Here is a 21,106-nt window from a genome sequence, read left to right on the forward strand (position 1 = left end):
TCCGGTACATCGAGCGCGCGAGGCCCCGAGGTGACCCTGTACGCGTGCCCGAGTCACGCCGTGGCGCTCGGTGCGGGCCCCGACCCCAGAGGACGAGCTACGCGCCTCGTAGCGACCCCGCAGACAGCCAAACGTCCCGATCGGCGACTCCGCGCGGGGCCCTGTCATTGGCGCGGACGTGCGGGACGGACGTGCGGGTGGGCGCAGAACTGGCAGTGAGACGCGTTGAGGTCCGCGAGCGTCACCCCGGCCCGGACGGTCACTCCGCGTCCCGCCGCCGCGTCCGTCCAGCGAGAAACGCCCGAGGGCGGCACCCCTTCGCGGGGGTGCCGCCCTCGGTCAGGACGGTTGATCGGCCGGAGGCAGATCAGAAGTCCATGTCACCGCCCGGCATGCCGCCGCCCGGAGCGGCCGCGCCGGCCTTCTCGGGCTTGTCGGCGATGACGGCCTCGGTGGTGAGGAAGAGCGCCGCGATGGAGGCCGCGTTCTGCAGAGCGGAACGGGTCACCTTCGCGGGGTCGATGATGCCCTCGGCGATCATGTCGACGTACTCGCCGGTCGCGGCGTTCAGGCCGTGACCGACCGTCAGGTTCCGGACCTTCTCGACGACGACGCCGCCCTCAAGACCACCGTTGACGGCGATCTGCTTGAGCGGGGCCTCCAGCGCGAGCTTGACGATCGCGGCACCGGTGGCCTCGTCACCTTCGAGCTCCAGCTTCTCGAAGACCGAGGAAGCCTGCAGCAGGGCCACGCCACCACCGGCGACGATGCCCTCCTCGACGGCGGCCTTGGCGTTGCGCACCGCGTCCTCGATGCGGTGCTTGCGCTCCTTGAGCTCGACCTCGGTCGCGGCGCCGGCCTTGATGACGGCCACGCCGCCGGCCAGCTTCGCGAGGCGCTCCTGGAGCTTCTCGCGGTCGTAGTCCGAGTCGCTGTTCTCGATCTCGGCGCGGATCTGGTTGACCCGCCCGGCGACCTGCTCGCTCTCGCCGGCACCGTCGACGATGGTGGTCTCGTCCTTGGTGATGACGACCTTGCGGGCGCGGCCCAGCAGGTCCAGGCCGGCGTTCTCCAGCTTGAGGCCGACCTCCTCGGAGATGACCGTGCCGCCGGTGAGGATGGCGATGTCGTTGAGCATGGCCTTGCGGCGGTCGCCGAAGCCCGGGGCCTTGACGGCGACGGACTTGAAGGTGCCACGGATCTTGTTGACGACCAGGGTCGACAGGGCCTCGCCCTCGACGTCCTCCGCGATGATCAGCAGGGGCTTGCCCGACTGCATGACCTTCTCCAGCAGCGGAAGGAGGTCCTTCACGTTGCTGATCTTGGAGTTGACGATCAGGATGTACGGGTCGTCCAGGGACGACTCCATGCGCTCCATGTCGGTGGCGAAGTACGCCGAGATGTAGCCCTTGTCGAAGCGCATACCCTCGGTGAGCTCAAGCTCCAGGCCGAAGGTCTGGGACTCCTCGACGGTGATGACGCCTTCCTTGCCGACCTTGTCCATGGCCTCGGCGATCAGCTCGCCGATCTGGGTGTCGGCGGCGGAGATGGAGGCGGTCGAAGCGATCTGCTCCTTGGTCTCCACGTCCTTGGCCTGCTCCAGCAGGGCGCCGGAGACGGCCTCCACGGCCTTCTCGATGCCACGCTTGAGGGCCATCGGGTTGGCGCCGGCGGCCACGTTGCGCAGGCCCTCGCGGACGAGCGCCTGGGCGAGGACGGTCGCGGTGGTCGTACCGTCACCGGCGACGTCGTCCGTCTTCTTGGCGACTTCCTTGACCAGCTCGGCGCCGATCTTCTCGTACGGGTCCTCGAGCTCGATCTCCTTGGCGATGGACACACCATCGTTGGTGATCGTGGGGGCGCCCCACTTCTTCTCGAGGACGACGTTGCGACCCTTGGGGCCAAGGGTGACCTTGACGGCGTCGGCGAGCTGGTTCATCCCGCGCTCGAGACCGCGCCGTGCCTCCTCGTCGAACGCGATGATCTTGGCCATGTGAAGTGGTCCTCCCGGACAGGGGGTCTCCCCAGGCCGCCAGGCCCAGGGGGCGGGTGGAACGGACCGTACCGGCGCCCGCGACGGACGACCTGAGAGCCGTGCGGTTCCTTGCCCCGCAGGCTCTTCGGGCCTCACCGACCCGGTCCTCAAGCTGTCACTCTCACTTGCAGAGTGCTAATGCCAATGATTAGCACTCGACCCCTGCGAGTGCAAGCTTGTGCTGCCGACACGAGCCCTCGGACGGACAACGCGGGACACGGGACACGGGACGCGGAACACGGGACGAACGCCCGGGAACGCACGAGGGGCCCGCATCCCATCTCTGGGACACGGACCCTTCGGCGTGAGTGCGTCGGTGGCCGATCGCGCCGGAATCAGACGGCGAGCTTGACCATGTCCGCCTGCGGACCCTTCTGGCCCTGCGAGATCTCGAACTCCACTCGCTGACCTTCTTCAAGGGTGCGGTACCCGTCCATCTGGATCGCGCTGTAGTGGACGAAAACATCCGCACCACCGTCGACCGCGATGAAGCCGTACCCCTTCTCCGCGTTGAACCACTTGACGGTGCCCTGAGCCATGCCTAACTCCCCTATTACTGGCCCTTACCGGGGGCCACACTTCGCGTCGGAACGCGTCGACCGCGGCTGAATGTATCTGCCCAACTGCCCTCTGCAACAGGTCAATCGGACGAGAATTCTGGGCATGGCCGAACAGGCATAGCGATGAATTCGCTGCGTTCCAGGGCAAGTCGGGCCGGGCAAAGCGCACGTATAGCGCAAATGTCACCAGGACTTCGGCCCCATGTTGTCGCGTTCTCATATGTGCCGGGCACGGGCGGACGGGGGGCCTTCCCACACTGTATCGCGCTCAACCATTCAGAATGGCCCCCTCCGCTTCTCGCGGAGAGGGCCACTGAGGCACTGCGGGCACGATCCGGCGGACTCAGCCTCCGGCGACGGCGGGGATGATCGAGATGCCCGCGCCCTCGGGGGTGGCGGTCTCCAGGCCCTGCTCGAAACGGACGTCGTCGTCGTTCACGTACACGTTCACAAAGCGGCGCAGCTTGCCCTGGTCGTCCAGGACGCGGGCGGCGATGCCGGGGTGGCTGCTCTCCAGGGACTGGATGACCTCGGAGAGGGTCGCGCCCTCCGCCAGGACCTCGGCCTGACCACCGGTGTACGTGCGGAGAATGGTGGGGATGCGGACCTTGACGCTCATGGTGGGGTGCCTTCCTTCAGTGGTGGGCGGTGCTCAGCGGGCCAGGCCGGCGTCGCGGAACGCGTCGAGGCTCGGGCGGATCGTCGCTGTCGGGCCGGTCGTCGGCGCCACGGCGTCGAGGGTCTTCAGACCGTCACCGGTGTTGAGGACCACGGTGGTCAGGGCCGGGTCGAGGACACCGGCCTCGATCAGCTTCCTGGTCACGCCCACGGTCACGCCGCCGGCCGTCTCCGCGAAGATCCCCTCGGTGCGCGCCAGCAGCTTGATCGCGTCGACGATCTGCTCGTCGTCGACGTCCTCGACGGCGCCCCCGGTGCGCCGGGCGATGTCCAGGACATACGGGCCGTCGGCCGGATTCCCGATCGCCAGGGACTTGGCGATGGTGTTCGGCTTCTGCGGCCGTACGACGTCATGGCCCGCCTTGAAGGCGGTGGACACCGGGGAGCAGCCCTCGGCCTGGGCGCCGAAGATCTTGTACGGGCGGTCCTCGACCAGGCCCAGCTTGATCAGCTCCTGAAGACCCTTGTCGATCTTCGTGAGCTGGGATCCGGAGGCGATCGGGACGACGATCTGGTCGGGCAGGCGCCAGCCGAGCTGCTCGCAGATCTCGTACGCGAGCGTCTTGGAGCCCTCGCCGTAGTACGGGCGGAGGTTGACGTTGACGAAGCCCCAGCCCTCGCCCAGCGGGTCGCCGATCAGCTCGGAACAGAAGCGGTTGACATCGTCGTAGTTTCCCTCGATGCCGACCAGTTCTCCGCCGTAGACGGCGGCCATGACGACCTTGCCCTGCTCCAGGTCGTGCGGGATGAACACGCAGGAGCGGAATCCGGCCCGCGCGGCGGCGGCGCCGACCGCGCCCGCGAGATTGCCGGTGGAGGAGCAGGAGAGGGTGGTGAAGCCGAAGGCGCGGGCGGCCTCGACGGCGATGGCGACGACCCGGTCCTTGAAGGAGTGCGTCGGATTGCCGGAGTCGTCCTTGACGTACAGGCCGCCGGTGACGCCCAGTTCACGGGCGAGATTGTCGGCCTTGACCAGCTTGGTGAAGCCGGGGTTGATGTTCGGCTTGTCGGCCACGTCGGCCGGGACGGGCAGCAGCGGGGCGTAGCGCCAGATGTTGTCCGGGCCCTCCGCGATGCGCTTCTTCAGCTCTTCCGGGGTGCCGCTCGGCAGGTCGTACGCCACTTCGAGCGGCCCGAAACAGCTCGCACAGGCGAAGATGGGGCCGAGGTCGAAACGCTCTCCGCATTCGCGGCACGAGAGTGCGGCGGCGGGGCCGAGATCGACGGATCCGGGGCGGACGTCGGTGGGGTGGACGGTCTGCGCAGACATGGAGGCGAGGCCCTTTCCTCATCTTCCTCACGACGCGTTTCGCCGCGAGACGGAATTGGCACCTTCCCCACCGTGACCTCGCGGTCGGCGGGAGGGTTGCCGGGGCTTCTACGGGCCGTTCCCTCTGCCCCTCTGGATGAGCGCTATGGCGCCGGACCCGGGGTCCGGTGCGTTTTTCCACGGAACGACCCCCGACATGCGACGGCCATTCGTGTTGTTCAAGACTGTAACCGAAGGACCGGACGGTTGAGCTAGTCGTCCGCACCGCGAGATGGATCACTTTCAGGGAGTACCGACCGTGCTGGAAGAGGTGGAACGCTGGCTGACCAGGCGTTCCTGGTCCGTCGCCGACCGTAAGGTCGACCAGCTCCTGGTGGCGAAGGCCACGCGCGGCAGCACGGTGAGCGTGGTGCTGCCGGCCCTCGACGAGGAGGGGACGGTCGGCGAGATCGTCTCCGTGATCCGTCGCGAGCTGATGGAGAAGGCGCCACTCGTCGATGAACTGGTAGTGATCGATTCCGGTTCCGCCGACCGGACGGCCGAGGTCGCGGCGGCGGCCGGCGCGCGGGTGGTGCACCGGGACTCGATCCTGCCGCGGCTGCCCGCGCTGCCCGGCAAGGGCGAGGTGCTGTGGCGCTCGCTGCTGGTGACGAGCGGCGACATCGTGTGCTTCGTCGACGCGGATCTGCGGAACTTCTCGGCGGACTTCGTGTCCGGCACCGTGGGTCCGCTGCTGACCGACCCGGACGTGCAGTTCGTCAAGGCGATGTACGACCGGCCGCTGGGCGGGGAGCCCGGGGGCCCGGCGGGCGGCCAGGGCGGACGGGTGACGGAGCTGGTGGCGCGTCCGCTGCTGAATCTGCACTGGCCCCGGCTCGCCGGTTTCGTTCAGCCGCTGGGCGGCGAGTACGCGGCGCGGCGCTCGCTGCTGGAGCGGCTGCCCTTCCCGGTGGGCTACGGCGTGGAGCTGGGGCTGCTCGTGGACGCCCTGCACACGGTGGGGCTCGACGCGCTGGCCCAGGTCGACGTGGGGGTGCGCGTGCACCGGCACCAGGATGACCGCGCCCTCGGGCGGATGGCCGCGGCGATCTACCGTACGGCTCAGCTACGGCTGTCCCGGGCGCACCTGGTACGGCCGGAGCTGACGCAGTTCGAGCGGGGCGCGGACGGCTTCGTGGCGCGCACGCACGCCGTGGACACGGAGGAGCGCCCGCCGGTGCGGGAGATCGCGGAGTACCCGGCCGGGCGTGCGGCGTAGCCGCCGGCCCTCACGACCTCTCCCTCGTGGGCGTGACATGGCTTCTTGTGGCGCTGGCCATGGCACTGGCGCTGCTGTGTTCCGGGCGGGTGACGGCGGCGGGTTCCGGACGGCCGGACGGCGCCGCCGAGCGGTGGTGGCTGCTCGGCGGGATGGTGGTGGCGCCGGCCGGCGCCGGGGTGGTCGCCCTGGCCGCGGCGCGGAGCCGCCGCCGGGGCTGAGCCGTCACCGGCCGTGCGGCCCGCGTCACCCCCATGGAGTGTCTTCCGTACGTTTGAGCGTTTCCGGGACGGGCTAGGTTCGGCACATGGTCACCCAGCAAGCCGCCCAGGTCCTCGTCGCGTCCAATCGCGGCCCTCTTTCGTACACGCTGCGCGACGACGGCGCGCTGGAGCCGAAGAGGGGCGGCGGCGGGCTGGTGTCCGGTCTGTCCGCCATCGGGCCCGAGACGGACGCGGTCTGGGTGTGCGCGGCGCTCGGGGACGGCGACCGGGAGGCCGTGCGCCGCACGGGCGGCCGGCTGGATCCGGCCGACACGGGCGGGCAGCGCGTCCGCATGCTCGACATCGCGCCGGAGGTCTACGCGGACGCGTACAACGGCGTCGCCAACTCCACGCTGTGGTTTGTGCACCATCTGCTCTACCAGACGCCGCTGGAGCCGTCCTTCGGCCCGGAGTTCCGCGCCCAGTGGGCCTCGTACGAGACCTACAACCGCGCCTTCGCCGAGGCGCTGGCCGACGAGGCGGGCGAGGGCGCGTCGGTCCTGGTGCAGGACTACCACCTGGCGCTGGTGCCGGGGATGCTGCGCGCGCTCCGGCCCGATCTGCGGATCGGGCACTTCTCGCACACGCCGTGGGCGCCGGCCGACTACTTCCGGCTGCTGCCCGACGACATCGCGCGCCAGCTCCTGCGCGGCATCCTGGGCGCGGACCGCGCGGCCTTCCTGACCCGCCGCTGGGCGGACGCCTTCACCGCCTGCTGCACGGCGCTGCTGGGCGGCACGGGGAACACCCGGATCGGCGTGCACGGCCTGGGCGCGGACGCGGACTTCCTGCGCGAGCGCGCGCACCGCCCGGACGTGGACGAGCGCATGGAGTCCCTCCGGGCACAGATCGGCGGCACCGACCGGAAGACCATCGTCCGGGTGGACCGCACGGAGCTGTCCAAAAACATCGTCCGCGGCCTGCTCTCCTACCGCCGGCTGCTGGCCGACCGGCCCGAATGGCGCGAACGCGTCGTCCATGTCGCCTTCGCCTACCCCTCCCGGCAGGATCTGGCGGTCTACCGGGACTACACCGCCGAGGTGCGGCGGCTGGCGGACGAGATCAACGCCGAGTTCGGCACGGAGGGCTGGCTGCCGGTCGTCCTTCATGTGAAGGACGACTTCGCCCGTTCGCTGGCCGCCTACCGGCTGGCGGACGTGGCCCTGGTCAATCCGATCCGCGACGGCATGAATCTGGTCGCCAAGGAGATCCCGGTCGTCTCGGAACACGGCTGTGCGCTGGTGCTGTCGCGGGAGGCGGGCGCGTACGAGGAGCTGGCCGAGGACGCGCTGGTGGTGAACCCGTACGACATCACGGCCACCGCCTCGGCCCTGCACGAGGCGCTCACCATGGAGCCGCACGAGCGGGCGGAGCGCACCAAGCGGCTCGCCGCCGCGGCGACCGCGCTGCCGCCGCAGCGGTGGTTCCTGGACCAGCTCGACGCGCTGCGGGCCTGACGGCCGGGCGGGCGCGGCCGGCCGCGCCCGCCGCACGGCATCAGGCGTCGGCCGCCGCTCGCGCCACGGCCGCGAGGAAGTCCACCACCGCCGCCGGGCCCGGCAGCAGGAGGTCGGCCCGCTCGGCCAGCTCGGGCACTTCCGTGCCGCTGCACACCAGCAGGCCCGGGTGGCCATCCGCGCGCAGGGACTCGACGGCCGCGTACGCGGGAAGGTCTCCCAGGTCGTCGCCCGCGTACAGGACCGTCTCCGCGCCCGTCTCGCGTACGTACTTCGCCAGCGCCACGCCCTTGTCGACCCCGGGCGGGCGCAGTTCCAGGACCATGCGGCCCGGTTCGAGGATCAGGCCGTGGCGGGCGGCCAGTCCGGCGAGCGGCTCGCGCAGCGCGTCGAAGGCGGCCTCCGGGTCCGAGGCGCGGCGGGTGTGGACCGCGACCGCCTGGCCCTTCTCCTCGATCCAGGTGCCGCGCCAGGCGCCGAACCGGTCGAGGAAGCCGGGGAGTTCCGCGCGGACCGCTTCCACACCGGGGTTCGCGGCGGGCGCGTGGACGGTGCCGGTGACGGCGTCCCAGCGCTCCGCGCCGTAGTGGCCGAGGACGACGAGATGCTCCAGGCCCGGCACCCCGGCGAAGCCGCCGTACCGGACCGCGACCCCGGCCGGGCGGCCGGTGATCACCGCGACGGACGCGACCCGCGGCGCCAGGGCGGCCAGCGCCGCGGCGGCGCGCGGGTGGGCGCGGGCCTGCTCGGGGTCGGGGACGATCTCGGCGAGGGTGCCGTCGAAGTCGAGGGCGACGACGGCCTTGCCCGGCCGGGCGAGGAGCGCGGCCAGGCCGTCGGCACCGGCGGCGGTGGCCGGAGTCGGCAGGGGATACGGAGTGCTGCCCATGTCCTCGACCCTATCCGCGGATCCCGGGTCACAATCACGGCCGGCGGAACCCGTGCGCGCGCGGCCCCGGACACGGGCGCACGGCCGCTCTCAGCGGCGCTTCCTGCGCTCGTCCCTGATCCGGCGCAGCCGGTTCACCGTCACCGGATCGTGCGCCAGCGCACGCGGATCGTCCAGCAGCGCGCCCAGGAGCTGGTAGTAGCGGGTCGGCGAGATCCCGAGCCGCTCCCTGACCGCCCGCTCCTTGGCGCCCGGCCCCGGCCAGCCGCGCCGCTCCATGGCGAGGACGGCGCGGTCCCGCTCGGACAGCTCCGCGGGACCGCGTACGTCGTCGGCCTCGGCCGGTTCTCCCGGCTCGGGCGGGTGTGCGGTCATAGGGACGTCACGCTACTCGGCGGCCTCCGCCGACGACGCGTCGCGGGCTATCCGCGCGAGGACATTCGCGGGGCTGGCGCCGGGCTCGACCGCCTCGCCGATGTTCTTCTTGATGCTCTCGCTGACGCTCGCCCAGGTGTTCTTGCCGTACGGGTACAGCTCCGAATTGGGCAGCGCCGCCAGGAACTTGGCCAGGCCCTTGTACTTCGGGTCCGCCGACATCGCGTCGTCCGCGCTGTAGGTGACGGGCAGCAGGTCGTACTGGCCGACGAAGTCCAGGACGTTCTTGTCCTCGTACACGAAGTCCAGGAACTTGCCGATCTCCACGCGGTGCTTGTTCTGCTTGAAGGCCATCATCCAGTCGGCGACGCCCATCGTCGGCATGGGCTTGCCGTCGCTGCTGGGCAGCCGCACCGTACCGACCTTGATGCCCGCCTTCTCGGCGTCCTTCAGCAGCGTCGGGTGGCCGTTGAGCATGCCGACCCGGCCGTCGGTGAACGCCTTGAAGGCGTCGGCGCGGTCCAGCTTCGCGGGGGCGACCGGGCCGGTGAGCTTCGGGTCGACGAGGTTCTTCTTGAGCCACTCGAAGGTCGCGACGTTCTCGGCCGAGTCGATGCTGTACGAGCCGTCCGCGGTGTCGGTGTAGCCGCCCCCGCCGCTCAGCAGCCACATCATGCTCTCGGCCTGGGACTCCTCGGAGCCCAGCGGCAGCGCGAACGGCGTCGGCACGCCTGTCTGCTTGAGGGCCTCGGCGTCGCTCCTGATGTCGTCCCAGTCCTTCGGGGCGCTCAGCCCGGCCTGGTCGAAGAGCTTCTGGTTGTAGAAGAGCAGCCGGGACGAGGCGATGAACGGCAGTCCGTACTGGATCCGGTTGACCTTGCCCGCGTCGGAGAGCTGCGAGAGAAAGTTCGCCTGCGTCGGTATGGAAAGCGTCTCGTCGGCGCTGTAGAGCTTGCCGGCCTTGGCGTAGTCGGCATAGGCACCGATCTGCGCGATGTCGGGCGCGTTGTTCCGCTGCACCATCTCGGCCACATCGCTGTCGACGGTCTTCCACGAGCGGACATCGACATCGATCTTGATACCGGGGTTCTTGGACTCGAACTCCCCGGCCAGCGCGGACCAGTATTTCTCGGAACTGTTGGCCGCGCCGTTGCCGTAATCGGCCGCCACGAGTCTGAGGGTGACGTCCGCGCTGCCTGCCGAGCCGCCACAACCGGCGAGCGCCATCGTCATGCCCAGCGCGGCCGAGGCCGCTGTCACTCCCAGATAGCGCTGCACAGGTCTGCTACCGCCTTTGTTCTTTCATTGCCGCAAGGCCCACGTCGTTTCCCGTGAAACCCCGTTGTGAAACAGCGATTTTCCCTCATCCGGAGGTTTGCGGTCCACGCGGGGTCGGTTTCGCTTCGGCAACGTCTGTCCCCGGCGTAAACCGGCTCACCGGAGGGCGGGCGTTTGTATGGGCGCACAACAATCCCGAACAGTGGACTAGACCTTTCCATGGTCGACGCGCGAGACTGTGTCCCGTGAGACACGTCATCGCCCTGGATGTGGGCGGCACCGGCATGAAAGCCGCCCTGGTCGGGTCGGACGGCGCGCTGCTCCACGAGGCGCGGCGGCCGACCGGCAGAGAGCGGGGCCCCGACGCGGTCGTCGAGACCATCCTCGGTTTCGCCGCCGAGCTGCGCGCGTACGGCACCGAGCACTACGGCGAGAGCGCCGCCGCCGCCGGAGTCGCCGTACCGGGCATCGTCGACGCGGAGCGCGGGACAGCGGTCTACGCCGCCAACCTGGGCTGGCGCGACGTGCCGCTGCGGGACCTGCTCGGTGAGCGGCTCGGCGGTGTACCCGTGGCGCTGGGACACGACGTGCGCACCGGTGGCCTCGCCGAGGGCCGTCTGGGCGCGGGCAAGGGCGCCGAGCGGTTCCTGTTCGTGGCGCTGGGCACCGGGATCGCGGGCGCCATCGGCATCAACGGGGTCATCGAGGCGGGCGCGCACGGTTCGGCGGGCGAGATCGGCCATGTCGTGGTCCGGCCCGACGGCCCGCTCTGCGGCTGCGAGCAGCGCGGCTGCCTGGAGACGCTCGCCTCCGCCGCGGCCGTCACCCGCGCCTGGGCGGCCGCGAGCGGCGACCCGGAGGCGGACGCCGCCGACTGCGCGGAGGCCGTACGGGCCGGCGACCCGGCGGCCGTACGGGTGTGGCGGGACGCGGTCGACGCGCTCGCCGCCGGGCTGGTCACCGCCCTCACCCTGCTGGACCCCCGCACGCTGATCATCGGTGGCGGTCTCGCCGAAGCGGGAGAAACCTTGTTCACACCCCTGCGGGCCGCGGTCGAGGAGCGAGTGACGTTCCAGACGGTGCCCGAGATCGTCCCGGCGGCCCTCGGGGACACCGCCGGATGCCTGGGCGCGGGGCTGCTCGCCTGGGACCTACTCGCCACGGAGGTATCCGCCTGATGGCCGTACGCGCCGAAAGCACCGTTCTCGCCGGCGCCCGGGTGGTGCTGCCCAGCGGGACCGTGGAGGGCGGCCGGGTGATCGTCGAGGGCGGCCGGATCGCGGACGCCGTCCCGGCCGGCGCCGCCACGCTGGATCTGTCGGGGCACTGGGTGGTCCCCGGCTTCGTGGACATGCACAACCACGGCGGCGGCGGTGCCTCCTTCACCTCGGGTTCGGTGGACGAGGTCCTCAAGGGCGTCCGTACGCACCGCGAGCACGGCACCACCACGCTCGTCGCCTCCGCCGTCACCGGCGAGATGGACTTCCTCGCCCAGCGCGCGGGCATCCTCTCCGAACTGGTCGAGCAGGGCGATCTGGCGGGCATCCACTTCGAGGGCCCGTTCATCTCGCCGTGCCGCAAGGGCGCGCACAGCGAGTCCCTGCTGCGCGACCCGGACCCGGCCGAGGTGCGCAAGCTGCTCGACGCGGCGCGCGGCACGGCCAGGATGGTGACGCTCGCCACCGAACTGCCGGGTGGCATCGACTCCGTACGGCTGCTCGTGGAACACGGTGTGATCGCCGCCATCGGGCACACCGACGCCACGTACGAGGAGACCGTCGAGGCCATCGACGCGGGCGCGACCGTCGCCACGCACCTCTTCAACGCGATGCCCCCGCTGGGCCACCGGGCGCCGGGGCCGATCGCCGCGCTGCTGGAGGACGAGCGGGTCACCGTCGAGCTGATCAACGACGGCACGCATCTGCACCCGGCGGCGCTGGAGCTGGCCTTCCACCGCGCGGGCGCGGGCCGGGTCGCCTTCATCACGGACGCGATGGACGCGGCGGGCTTCGGCGACGGGCTGTACCAGCTCGGCCCGCTCGCCGTCGAGGTCAGGGAAGGCGTCGCACGGCTGGTGGAGGGCGGCTCGATCGCCGGCTCCACCCTGACGCTGGACACCGCCTTCCGGCGCGCCGCGACAGTGGACCGGCTGCCGGTCGAGGACATCGTGCGGGCGGTCTCCGCCAACCCGGCGAAGCTGCTCGGCCTGTACGACCGGGTCGGCTCGCTGGAGCCGGGCAAGGACGCGGACCTGGTCGTCCTGGACGCGGACTTCTCGGTCACCGGCGTACTGCGCAAGGGCGAATGGGTGGTTGAGCCCCACCTGGGGTAATTTCACCACAAGAACATACGAGTACGGCGAAGGCGGTCGGCCCGGGGTCTGGGCCAACCGCCTTCTTTTTGGCATGATCGCCCCCGTAATCAGCCGAACAAGCTCGTCCTCCGGGGGTGTGACGGATGATCCTGACGGTCACGCTCAACACCGCGCTGGACATCACCTACCGCGTCCCCGCGCTGGTCCCGGCCACCACGCACCGCGTCGGCGAGGTCATCGAACGGCCCGGCGGGAAGGGCCTGAACGTCGCACGCGTGCTGTCCGCGCTGGGCCACGAGAGTGTGGTGACCGGGTTCGCGGGCGGCCGGACCGGCGACGTACTGCGAGAGCTGCTCGCCGGTTCCGGCGGCGGACCGGGCGCCGCGTCCCCGGGCCCCGTCGACGCGCTCGTCCCGATCGCGGGCGCCACCCGGCGCACGGTCGCCGTCGTGGACCGGACGACCGGCACCACCACCCAGCTCAATGAACCGGGCCCGACCGTCTCGACCGCCGAATGGGCCGCCTTCCTCACCGGTTACGACCGGCTGCTCACCGGCGCCGACGCCGTGGCCCTGTGCGGCAGCCTGCCTCCCGGCATCCATGTCGGCGCGTACGCCGAGCTGATCCGCCGGGCGCGCGGCGCCGGAGTGCCCGTGCTCCTCGACACCGGCGGCGAACCGCTGCGCCGGGGCATCGCCGCCCGGCCCGACCTGGTCAAGCCGAACGCCGTCGAACTCGCCGGGCTCACCGGCGCCCGCGATCCGCTGCCCGCCGCGCTCGACACACGCCGGCGCGGCGCCCACTGCGTCATCGCCTCGCTCGGCGCCGACGGCCTCCTCGCCGTCACCCCGGACGGCGTCTGGCAGGCGGCCCCGCCCGTCGCGGCGCGGGGCAACCCCACGGGCGCGGGCGACTCCGCGGTGGCCGGGCTGCTCTCCGGGCTTGTCGAAGGGCTTGCCTGGCCGGCCCGGCTGACCCGCGCGGTCGCGCTGGCCACGGCGACGGTCCTGGCCCCGGCCGCGGGCGAGTTCGACGCGCGGTCCTACGAAGAGCTGCTGCCGCGCGTCGCGGTGACGGAGCGCCGGACGGCATGAGCGCGGGCCGTACGGCCGGATACCCGTACAGCCGGAAACCTGGGGGACGGACGCATGCCACTGGTCAGCACGGGTGAACTCGTCTCGGCCGCGGTGACCGCGGGACGCGGGCTCGCCGCCTTCAATGTGATCACCCTGGAGCACGCGGAGGCCATCGCCGCCGGCGCCGAGCGGACCGGCGCGCCCGCGGTCCTCCAGGTGTCGGAGAACGCGGTGCGGTTCCACGGCGGCGAGCCCGGTCCCGTCGCCGCGGCCGCGGCGGCCGTCGCCCGCGCCTCCTCCGCGCGGCTCTCGCTCCACCTCGACCATGTCGAGTCGGCGGAGCTGCTGCGGACCGCGCCCGCAACGGGCTTCAGCTCGGTGATGTTCGACGCCTCGAAGCTGCCGTACGCGGAGAATCTGAAGGCCACCGCGGCGGCCGTACGCCACTGCCACGACCACGGCGTCTGGATCGAGGCCGAACTGGGCGCGGTGGGCGGCAAGGCCGGCGCGGGAGGGGACGGACCGTCCCCCGGCGCCCACGCTCCCGGTGTGCGGACGGATCCGGCGGAGGCGCTCGTCTTCGTCGCCGAGACCGGCGTCGACGCGCTGGCCGTCGCGGTGGGCTCCGCGCACGCGATGACCCGGCGCACGGCCGCTCTCGACCACGCGCTGATCAGGGCCCTGCGGGACACCGTCCCTGTACCGCTCGTCCTGCACGGCTCCTCCGGCGTCCCCGACGACGAGATCCGCCGGGCGGTCGCCGCCGGGATGGTCAAGATCAATGTCGGCACGGCGCTCAACTCGGCCTACACCGGAGCCGTGCGGGAGTTCCTGACGGCGCGTCCGTCGACGGTGGACCCGCGGAAATACCTCGTCCCGGCTCGCGAGGCGATGGCCGGGACGGTGGCGGGGTTCCTGCGGGTGATCAGCGGCTCCGGCGAATGATCACGCCTTGGGAGGCGTGACCTCCAGCCAGTCGAGGATGGCATCGCACTGATTGCCCGCCTCGCAGGAGATCTTGATCGTGTTCTTGCCCTGCTGGAGATCGACCGGCGCCCAGGTGGTCTGCCAGTTCTTCTCCCAGTTGGGGTCATTGGAACTGATGAAGTTCTTCAGACCGAGCGGAGAGGAGTTCGCCTTGCCGTTGACGGTCAGCGTGGCGTTGGCGTCCTTGGCCGGGATGGCGTAGCGCACGGACAGCGCGTACCGGCCCGCCTTCTCGATGTCCGCGGTCCAGGTCACCGAGGCACCCGGGGCGTTGAACCCCGACACATACGCCCCGCCGGTGCCCTGGGCGCCCTTGATGTCCGTCGCGAGGACGGCGGGCGGCCCGAGCTTGAGGGTGGCCGCGTCCTGCTTGGGCAGCCGCTCCTCCTTCTCCGGCTTCTGGTCCGTGTCGTCCTGCTGGTCGCCGGGCGCCGCCGACTGGCCGACGGTCGGGCCGTCCGACGGCGCCGCGTCGCCCTGCTCGTCGCCACCGCCGCCGGAGAGCGCCACCGTGATTCCGATCACCACCACGGCGACCACGGCGATGGCACCGATCAGCAGGCCCTTGGTGTTGGGGCCGCTGCCGCGTCCGCCGCCCCGCTGGGCGGGCACCTGACGGGTGGTGGCACCGCCGGGCTGGGTCTCGGGCGTCGCGTAGTTCGCCGGTGGCTGCTGACCGTAGGGAGCCTGGCCGTACTGCTGCTGGCCGTACTGCTGCTGACCGTACGGCGGCTGCTGCGGCGGGACCTGCTGCTGGCCGTACTGGCGCTCGCCGACCGTTCTGACCTGGTTGTACGACGTCCTGGGCACACCGGGCTGCCCGGCCGGGCCGGGGTAGCCGTAGCCGCCCTGGCGTCGCTGACCGGCGCCTGCCGCCTGTCCGTCCTCGTACAGATAGCCGAACGGATCGTCGTCCTCGGGCGTGCTAGCGCCGTTGTTCCCGGCCGTCATCCCTGGTCACTCCTTACCATCTCGCCAGCGTCGCCGACCGGCCGAGCCTACCTCGAATGAGCAAGGCCCCGGACGGGCCTTGACCCATGGGAGCCCACTGTGCGGCCCCTTGGTGAACAACGTGTCGCGCCCGTGTCCCAGCCGTGTCCCGAACACGACAGGTGCGGGCCGATCCACGAAAACCGCCCGGACACCCGTCAACCCGCCCGGCGGTGGACCTTGCTGCGCGAGCGCTTTTCGATGTACATGCGCTGGTCAGCGGATTGCAGTACCTCCTCCACCGACATGCCGCAGCTCGCCCAGCCGATCCCGAAACTCGCGCCGACCCGCACGGCCCGGCCGTCGACCCGGATCGGCGGAATGATCGCGTTCCGCAGCCGGACGGCGAGGTCGGCGGCGTCCGCCGCGCCCAGGCCGTCGGCGAGGACGACGAATTCGTCACCGCCGAGCCGGGCGACGGTGTCCCCGTCCCGTACGCCGGTGGTCAACCGATGCGCGACCTCGATCAGTACGGCGTCACCGGTGTTGTGGCCGAAGCGGTCATTGATCGACTTGAAACCGTCAAGGTCGCAGAAGAGGACCGCGAGGCCCTTGCCGCCGTCGTCGCCCTCCCCGTCCTCGCGGGGCGCGACCATGTGCACATGGTGGTCGAAGGGGCCGCCGTCGGGGCCGAAGCCGCCGCGCGCGACCCGCTCTTCGTAGCCGTCGTATCCGTCATAGCCGTCGTAGGCGTCGTAGGCGTCGTATCCGGGCTCGTACAGGACGGTGCCCTCGTATCCGCCGTACGCCGCGTCCAGGGCCTCGACCGCGGTCTCCCTCGGAGCGTGCGGGCGCGAGCAGAGCCGGGCGCTGAGGCGGGCACGCAGTTCCGCGCTGTTCGGCAGGCCGGTGAGCGAGTCGTGCGAGGCGCGGTGGGCGAGCTGGAGCTCGCGGCTCTTGCGCTCCTCTATGTCCTCGACATGGGTGAGCAGGAAACGCGGGCCGTCCGCCGTGTCCGCGACGACGGAGTTGCGCAGCGAGACCCAGACGTACGAACCGTCCCGGCGGGCCAGCCGCAGCTCGGCGCGGCCGCCCTCGGCGGAGGTGCGGAGCAGGGTCCCGATGTCCTCGGGATGGACCAGATCGGAGAACGAGAGCCGGCGCATCGCGGAGGCCGGGCGGCCCAGCAGCCGGCAGAGCGCGTCATTGGTCCGCAGCAGCCGGCCGTGCTGGTCACCGCCCATCTCGGCGACGGCCATACCGCTCGGCGCGTACTCGAACGCCTGCCGGAAGGATTCCTCGCTGGCCCGCAGCGCCTGCTGTTCGCGCTCCAGCCGGACGAGGGCGCGCTGCATGTTTGCTCGCAGACGAGCGTTGCTGATCGCAATGGCCGCCTGGGACGCGTACATCTGGAGGGCCTCCTGGCCCCAGGGGCCCGGACGGCGCCCGCCGCGCGGCCGGTCGACCGAGATCACCCCGAGGAGTTCGTTCCCGCCCCCCGACGCGTACATCGGGGCGTAGAGACGGTCCTGGGGGTGCCATTCGTCCTCGAACCGGGGCTCGGGGCCCTCGGTGTACCACTGCGGAACGTCGTCCTCCAGCAGGACCCAGCCCTCGGTGTGCGGTATGAACCGCAGCGAACCCCAGCTCTCCCCCATCGCCAGCCGCCGCTCCCAGGAACCGCGGGACCCGACCCGGCCGGTGATCAGGGCTTCCGCGGCGGCGCTGCCGGCGAAGGCGGCGACGACGAGGTCACCGTCGGCCTGGACGACATTGACGCACGCGAGCTGGTAGCCGAGCCCGTCCACGATGCCGTCGGCGACGGTCTGCAGGGTGTCTGCCAGGCTCCGGGCCTTGTTGAGTTCGGCGACGGCCTGATGCAGTTGCCGCAGGGTCGCAAGGCGGACATACGGCTCCGACTCGGTCTCCATTACTCGCTCTCCCCGAGACCTCGACAGCAACTCCAGGAATCTCATCGGCTCTCGTATCGCACTGTCCTCGCCACTGAATCACAGCGAGCTGTGCGGCCGGTACACAGGGTCAACAAATACTGCGCTCTGTGAGTCAAGTCACATCACCCGATGAATGATGCGGCGCGCCCGCCGGAACCGGTCCACGGATTTCCTGAACGCAAATTCCGGCCGTCCACCAGCCGCCCGCCCGGTCGCGGGGGATCGTCCCGCCGCCCACCGGGCACCGACTGCGGCGCTGGTCCTAGGACCAGGCTGGTCCCCTGGCCCGATGCGGCCGGGGGAGAGCCGAGACTAGCGTCTCCCCCGTGCCCCAGACGACCCCCGCTCCCCAGGCCGAGGCCATCCCCCATCCTGAGGGGGTGAGCAACGACGAGTTCCGCGCCGCCCTGTCCCGGCTGGCCGCGGGTGTGGTGCTGGTGACGGCGCACGAACCCGCCCTGAGTCCGGGCAGCCCCCGCGGCGAGGACGCCGGGATGACGGCGACCGCCTTCATGTCCGTCTCCCTGGACCCGCCGCTGGTGCTGCTCAGCGTCCGCAACGGCTCCCGGATGGACGACCTGCTCGCCGAACAGCCGCTGTGGGCGGCCTCGTTGCTCACCGAGAGCCAGCGCCACATCGCGGGCCGGTTCTCGATGAAGGGCCGGATCAGCGACCGGCTGCTCTTCGAGGACATCCCCTACCGGCGCGGGGAGTTGAGCGGAGCGCCCCTGGTCGGCGGGGCGCTGGCGGCGCTGGAGTGCCGTACGGAACAGCGGGTCGAGGCGGGCGACCACACGCTGGTCATCGGCCGTGTCCTGGCGGCGGACCTGCCGAGCGCGGAGGGCGGACCGCTGACGTACTTCAAGGGCCGCTACCGCCACCTCAGCCAGGGCTGACCCGGCCCGGCCCCGGCGGGCGGCCCTCCGATGACGGGGGGTCAGGACCAGTCGCGGCCGGTGCGCCCGCGCTTGGTCTGCGCGCGCTGCTTCTTCTCCCGCAGCCTGCGCTCGTTGATACCGCGCGGGATCTTCGTCTTGCGGCGCGCCCTCGGCGGCGGCGCCGTCGCCTCGGCGAGCAGCGACACCAGCCGGACCGCCGCCGTCTCGCGGTTGCGCCACTGGGAGCGGTGCTCCGACGCGCGTACGGTGATCACGCCGCCCACCAGTCGGTTCGCGAGCCGCTCCAGCGCCCGCTCCTTCCACACCGGCGGGAGCGCCGCCGTTGCGGCGAGATCGAACCGCAGCTCCACCTGCGAGTCGCTGGTGTTGACGTGCTGTCCGCCGGGCCCGGACGAACGCGAGAAACGCCACATGAGCTCGGCCTCCGGCAGGGAGACCGAACCGCGGATGACATACGGGGGCCCGGACATACCTCCATGGTCCCGTGTCCCCGGCGTCCGCGTCACCCTCTTTTCCCCGCCTGCCGCCCCCTCGGGTAAAGAAAGTAAAGCGAAAGGAACCTCCGGGTCCTCTGTCTGCGTTAAGCGGGGTGACGGTAACTTCGGGAGTGCTCGAAGCCCGCAGACGACAACGAAAGGGACATCCCATGGCTGTAAGCCTGTCCAAGGGCGGCAACGTCTCGCTCACCAAGGAGGCACCCGGCCTGACCGCCGTCACGGTGGGCCTCGGCTGGGACGTCCGCACCACCACCGGCACCGATTTCGACCTCGACGCCTCCGCCATCGCGGTGAACCCGGGCGGCAAGGTCGTCTCCGACAGCCACTTCGTCTTCTTCAACAACAAGTCGACGCCGGACCAGACGATCGTCCACACCGGTGACAACCGCACCGGCGCGGGCGAGGGCGACGACGAGGCGATCAACGTCAACCTGGCGGGTCTGCCGGCCGACGTCGAGAAGATCGTCTTCCCGGTCTCCATCTACGACGCCGAGACCCGCAGCCAGAACTTCGGCCAGGTGCGGAACGCGTACATCCGCATCGTCAACCAGGCCGGCGGCGCCGAGATCGCCCGCTACGACCTGAGCGAGGACGCCGCCACCGAGACCGCCATGGTCTTCGGTGAGCTGTACCGCAACGGCGCGGACTGGAAGTTCCGCGCGGTCGGCCAGGGTTACGCCTCCGGCCTGGTGGGCATCGCCACCGACTTCGGCGTCAACCTCTGACCCGTACGCGGTGACCACGGGTGGGTTCCGGCCTCGGCCGGGGCCCGCCCGTTCGCGTTCCCGCCGGACACGCCGGTGACGGGGCTGACGGGCGTGACGGGGGCGTGTGACGTCCTCAGCCGCGGGCGGGCCTGCCGTGGCCGTACAGCCATGGCTCCCACACCTCCCGGAGGTCCCGTCCGGACTCCCGCTCCGCGTAGGCCGTGAAGTCCTCGGTGGAGGCGTTGTCATGACGGCGCGTCCGCAGCCAGCCCCGCAGGATACGGAAGAACGCCTTGTCGCCCACCGTCTCCCGCACCCGGTGGAGGACCATGGCGCCGCCGCCGTACACCGGCGGCCGGGAGATGTCCGCGGGGGTGGGCGGGTCGGCCGGCGGGAAGACCCAGTTGTCGTCGTCGTCATACGCCTCGTCGAAGCTCTGCCGCACCGGTACGTCCTTGGTGTCCTCCTCCCAGAGCCACTCCGTGTACTCCGCGAACCCCTCGTTGAGCCACATGTCGTGCCAGGACTTGGGCGACACCGAGTTGCCGAACCACTGGTGGGCCAGCTCGTGCACCAGCGTCCCCACGCCGGTCGGTCCGGGGAGGAAGGGCCTGTTCTGGGTCTCCAGGGCATATCCGGAGTCACGCGGCCGGCCGATGATCACACCGGTGGAGGAGAAGGGATACGGGCCCAGAGTCCGTTCCGCCCACTCGATGATCCCCGGTACCGCCGCGACCAGATCCGCGCTCTCCTCGGCGACGGTCGGATCGACCGCCGTGAAGACCGGCACCGAGATTTTCCTGGGCCGCTTCCCGGCGTCCTTCGGCGTCCCGGGCCCGTTGCCCGGTTCTGCCGCACTGGTCGAGACGGTCCGGTACGGGCCGATGGCGACCGTGGCCAGATAGCTCGCCATCGGCTCGGCCGAGTGCCAGGTGAAGGCGGTCCGGCCGCCCTCCGGGCGCTCGTCCGTCAGCTCACCGTTGGAGATGGCCTTGAGGCCGCGCGGGACGGTGATCCGGATGTCGTACGACGCCTTGTCGCTCGGATGGTGATTGCCCGGGAACCACGCCATGGAGCCGGTCGGCTCGCCCAGCGCGACCGCCCGGGAGCCGGATCTGAGCCAGCCCTCCTCCGAGGTGTCCGGATCGGTGATCTTCTCGGGCGTCCCGGAGTAACGGACGACCGTACGGAAGGTGTCACCGCGGTCGATGCCGTCGCGGGGGCGCAGCGTCAGCTCCGTACCGGACCGGTGCACGGCGGCCTTGTCGCCCTCCACGGTCGCGGAGTCGACCGTCATGCCGGCGAAGTCGAGATTGAAGGCGCTGAGGTCCTGGGTGGCACGGGCGGTGATCTCGGCGATGCCCCGGAGCCGGCCGCTGGCCGGGGCGTAGTCGAGGGTCAGGCCATAGTGCCGGACGTCGTAGCCGCCGTTCCCGAGCCGTGGGAAGTAGGGGTCGCGCAGGCCCGCGGCACCGGGCTTGCCGTCGTGGGCGCAGCCGGTGAGGACGAGCAGGGCAAGAGCGAGTGCTACGGGGGTGCGCTGGTCCACGCGGTGATCGTAGGCCGCGGAGCGCTCCGGCGCGGCTCCACGGCGCGGCGCCGCCGGGTGGCCGCCCGGCCGGTGCGGACGGGCGTTCGGAGGCGGTCGCGGCCCGGGGGCGGCGGCCCGGGACGGGGAGTG

The 21,106-nt window shown here is 71.2% G+C and carries 20 protein-coding genes and 1 riboswitch; of the genes, 9 read left to right on the forward strand and 11 right to left on the reverse strand.

Annotated features, from left to right (window positions below; all coding sequences use genetic code 11):
• Window positions 1-367: 367 nt before the first annotated feature.
• From groL to thrC, 4 genes are all read right to left on the reverse strand, one after another.
• Window positions 368-1,993, reverse strand: a complete 1,626-nt coding sequence (gene groL, locus ABZ707_RS10250; RefSeq protein WP_360170845.1) for a chaperonin GroEL — start codon at window positions 1,991-1,993, stop codon at window positions 368-370.
• Between the two features lie 377 nt (window positions 1,994-2,370).
• Window positions 2,371-2,574, reverse strand: a complete 204-nt coding sequence (locus ABZ707_RS10255) for a cold-shock protein (RefSeq protein WP_005315736.1) — start codon at window positions 2,572-2,574, stop codon at window positions 2,371-2,373.
• 364 nt (window positions 2,575-2,938) lie between these two features.
• Window positions 2,939-3,214 (reverse strand): ubiquitin-like small modifier protein 1, encoded by a 276-nt coding sequence (locus ABZ707_RS10260; RefSeq protein ID WP_360170849.1) that lies wholly within the window; start codon window positions 3,212-3,214, stop codon window positions 2,939-2,941.
• A 33-nt stretch (window positions 3,215-3,247) separates the two neighbouring features.
• Window positions 3,248-4,543, reverse strand: coding sequence for a threonine synthase (thrC, locus tag ABZ707_RS10265; RefSeq protein ID WP_360170852.1), 1,296 nt, complete (start codon window positions 4,541-4,543; stop codon window positions 3,248-3,250).
• A gap of 15 nt (window positions 4,544-4,558) precedes the next feature.
• Window positions 4,559-4,686, reverse strand: a riboswitch (SAM riboswitch).
• Window positions 4,687-4,841: 155 nt separating this feature from the next.
• On the opposite strand from thrC, the gene ABZ707_RS10270 reads away from it, so the two are divergent.
• From ABZ707_RS10270 to ABZ707_RS10280, 3 genes are all read left to right on the forward strand, one after another.
• Entirely contained in the window at window positions 4,842-5,801 is a 960-nt protein-coding gene (locus ABZ707_RS10270) for a glucosyl-3-phosphoglycerate synthase (protein WP_360171351.1), read from the forward strand.
• A 32-nt stretch (window positions 5,802-5,833) separates the two neighbouring features.
• Window positions 5,834-6,022, forward strand: a complete 189-nt coding sequence (locus ABZ707_RS10275) for a hypothetical protein (RefSeq protein WP_360170855.1) — start codon at window positions 5,834-5,836, stop codon at window positions 6,020-6,022.
• An 86-nt stretch (window positions 6,023-6,108) separates the two neighbouring features.
• Entirely contained in the window at window positions 6,109-7,521 is a 1,413-nt protein-coding gene (locus tag ABZ707_RS10280) for a trehalose-6-phosphate synthase (protein ID WP_360170858.1), read from the forward strand.
• Window positions 7,522-7,561: 40 nt separating this feature from the next.
• Here ABZ707_RS10280 and otsB read toward each other — a convergent pair whose 3' ends face one another.
• The 3 genes from otsB to ABZ707_RS10295 form a co-directional block, all read right to left on the reverse strand.
• Entirely contained in the window at window positions 7,562-8,410 is an 849-nt protein-coding gene (otsB, locus tag ABZ707_RS10285) for a trehalose-phosphatase (RefSeq protein ID WP_360170861.1), read from the reverse strand.
• A gap of 90 nt (window positions 8,411-8,500) precedes the next feature.
• Window positions 8,501-8,785, reverse strand: coding sequence for a DUF3263 domain-containing protein (locus ABZ707_RS10290; RefSeq protein WP_360170864.1), 285 nt, complete (start codon window positions 8,783-8,785; stop codon window positions 8,501-8,503).
• Window positions 8,786-8,797: 12 nt separating this feature from the next.
• The gene (locus ABZ707_RS10295; protein WP_360171354.1) at window positions 8,798-10,018 is read right to left on the reverse strand and encodes an extracellular solute-binding protein; all 1,221 of its coding nucleotides are present in this window, start codon (window positions 10,016-10,018) and stop codon (window positions 8,798-8,800) included.
• A gap of 290 nt (window positions 10,019-10,308) precedes the next feature.
• On the opposite strand from ABZ707_RS10295, the gene ABZ707_RS10300 reads away from it, so the two are divergent.
• The 4 genes from ABZ707_RS10300 (at window position 10,309) to ABZ707_RS10315 (ending at window position 14,398) form a co-directional block, all read left to right on the forward strand.
• Window positions 10,309-11,241 carry an ROK family protein gene (locus tag ABZ707_RS10300; RefSeq protein ID WP_360170867.1) on the forward strand — a complete coding sequence of 311 codons (933 nt, stop codon included), beginning with the start codon at window positions 10,309-10,311 and terminating at the stop codon, window positions 11,239-11,241.
• On the forward strand, window positions 11,241-12,395 hold the full coding sequence (gene nagA, locus ABZ707_RS10305; RefSeq protein ID WP_360170870.1) for an N-acetylglucosamine-6-phosphate deacetylase: 1,155 nt from the start codon (window positions 11,241-11,243) through the stop codon (window positions 12,393-12,395). Before ABZ707_RS10300 ends, nagA begins: the two co-directional genes overlap by 1 nt.
• A gap of 125 nt (window positions 12,396-12,520) precedes the next feature.
• Window positions 12,521-13,471 carry a 1-phosphofructokinase family hexose kinase gene (locus ABZ707_RS10310; protein WP_360170873.1) on the forward strand — a complete coding sequence of 317 codons (951 nt, stop codon included), beginning with the start codon at window positions 12,521-12,523 and terminating at the stop codon, window positions 13,469-13,471.
• A gap of 54 nt (window positions 13,472-13,525) precedes the next feature.
• On the forward strand, window positions 13,526-14,398 hold the full coding sequence (locus ABZ707_RS10315) for a class II fructose-bisphosphate aldolase (RefSeq protein ID WP_360170876.1): 873 nt from the start codon (window positions 13,526-13,528) through the stop codon (window positions 14,396-14,398).
• On the opposite strand, the gene ABZ707_RS10320 is transcribed toward ABZ707_RS10315, so the two are convergent.
• Both ABZ707_RS10320 and cdgB read right to left on the reverse strand, forming a co-directional pair.
• Window positions 14,399-15,391, reverse strand: coding sequence for a CBM35 domain-containing protein (locus ABZ707_RS10320; RefSeq protein ID WP_360170879.1), 993 nt, complete (start codon window positions 15,389-15,391; stop codon window positions 14,399-14,401).
• A 197-nt stretch (window positions 15,392-15,588) separates the two neighbouring features.
• Complete coding sequence (cdgB, locus tag ABZ707_RS10325) at window positions 15,589-17,301, reverse strand: diguanylate cyclase CdgB (RefSeq protein ID WP_360170882.1); 1,713 nt, start codon at window positions 17,299-17,301, stop codon at window positions 15,589-15,591.
• 347 nt (window positions 17,302-17,648) lie between these two features.
• Here cdgB and ABZ707_RS10330 point away from each other — a divergent pair, with 347 nt between their 5' ends.
• Entirely contained in the window at window positions 17,649-18,218 is a 570-nt protein-coding gene (locus tag ABZ707_RS10330; RefSeq protein WP_360170885.1) for a flavin reductase family protein, read from the forward strand.
• 41 nt (window positions 18,219-18,259) lie between these two features.
• On the opposite strand, the gene arfB is transcribed toward ABZ707_RS10330, so the two are convergent.
• Complete coding sequence (gene arfB / locus ABZ707_RS10335) at window positions 18,260-18,691, reverse strand: alternative ribosome rescue aminoacyl-tRNA hydrolase ArfB (protein WP_360170888.1); 432 nt, start codon at window positions 18,689-18,691, stop codon at window positions 18,260-18,262.
• Between the two features lie 176 nt (window positions 18,692-18,867).
• Here arfB and ABZ707_RS10340 point away from each other — a divergent pair, with 176 nt between their 5' ends.
• Window positions 18,868-19,443, forward strand: a complete 576-nt coding sequence (locus ABZ707_RS10340) for a TerD family protein (RefSeq protein WP_360170891.1) — start codon at window positions 18,868-18,870, stop codon at window positions 19,441-19,443.
• A 115-nt stretch (window positions 19,444-19,558) separates the two neighbouring features.
• Here ABZ707_RS10340 and ABZ707_RS10345 read toward each other — a convergent pair whose 3' ends face one another.
• On the reverse strand, window positions 19,559-20,974 hold the full coding sequence (locus tag ABZ707_RS10345; RefSeq protein ID WP_360170894.1) for a M1 family metallopeptidase: 1,416 nt from the start codon (window positions 20,972-20,974) through the stop codon (window positions 19,559-19,561).
• Window positions 20,975-21,106 lie beyond the last annotated feature (132 nt).

It is taken from the genome of Streptomyces sp. NPDC006923, assembly GCF_040635655.1.
Classification (GTDB): domain Bacteria; phylum Actinomycetota; class Actinomycetes; order Streptomycetales; family Streptomycetaceae; genus Streptomyces.

What these genes read in the sequence shown, in the direction of transcription:
- groL (WP_360170845.1), bottom strand. Translation starts at nt 1,993, where the DNA reads ATGGCCAAGATCATCGCGTTCGACGAGGAGGCACGGCGCGGTCTCGAG.
- ABZ707_RS10255 (WP_005315736.1), bottom strand. Translation starts at nt 2,574, where the DNA reads ATGGCTCAGGGCACCGTCAAGTGGTTCAACGCGGAGAAGGGGTACGGC.
- ABZ707_RS10260 (WP_360170849.1), bottom strand. Translation starts at nt 3,214, where the DNA reads ATGAGCGTCAAGGTCCGCATCCCCACCATTCTCCGCACGTACACCGGT.
- thrC (WP_360170852.1), bottom strand. Translation starts at nt 4,543, where the DNA reads ATGTCTGCGCAGACCGTCCACCCCACCGACGTCCGCCCCGGATCCGTC.
- ABZ707_RS10280 (WP_360170858.1), top strand. Translation starts at nt 6,109, where the DNA reads ATGGTCACCCAGCAAGCCGCCCAGGTCCTCGTCGCGTCCAATCGCGGC.
- otsB (WP_360170861.1), bottom strand. Translation starts at nt 8,410, where the DNA reads ATGGGCAGCACTCCGTATCCCCTGCCGACTCCGGCCACCGCCGCCGGT.
- ABZ707_RS10290 (WP_360170864.1), bottom strand. Translation starts at nt 8,785, where the DNA reads ATGACCGCACACCCGCCCGAGCCGGGAGAACCGGCCGAGGCCGACGAC.
- ABZ707_RS10295 (WP_360171354.1), bottom strand. Translation starts at nt 10,018, where the DNA reads ATGACGATGGCGCTCGCCGGTTGTGGCGGCTCGGCAGGCAGCGCGGAC.
- nagA (WP_360170870.1), top strand. Translation starts at nt 11,241, where the DNA reads ATGGCCGTACGCGCCGAAAGCACCGTTCTCGCCGGCGCCCGGGTGGTG.
- ABZ707_RS10310 (WP_360170873.1), top strand. Translation starts at nt 12,521, where the DNA reads ATGATCCTGACGGTCACGCTCAACACCGCGCTGGACATCACCTACCGC.
- ABZ707_RS10315 (WP_360170876.1), top strand. Translation starts at nt 13,526, where the DNA reads ATGCCACTGGTCAGCACGGGTGAACTCGTCTCGGCCGCGGTGACCGCG.
- ABZ707_RS10320 (WP_360170879.1), bottom strand. Translation starts at nt 15,391, where the DNA reads ATGACGGCCGGGAACAACGGCGCTAGCACGCCCGAGGACGACGATCCG.
- cdgB (WP_360170882.1), bottom strand. Translation starts at nt 17,301, where the DNA reads ATGGAGACCGAGTCGGAGCCGTATGTCCGCCTTGCGACCCTGCGGCAA.
- arfB (WP_360170888.1), bottom strand. Translation starts at nt 18,691, where the DNA reads ATGTCCGGGCCCCCGTATGTCATCCGCGGTTCGGTCTCCCTGCCGGAG.
- ABZ707_RS10340 (WP_360170891.1), top strand. Translation starts at nt 18,868, where the DNA reads ATGGCTGTAAGCCTGTCCAAGGGCGGCAACGTCTCGCTCACCAAGGAG.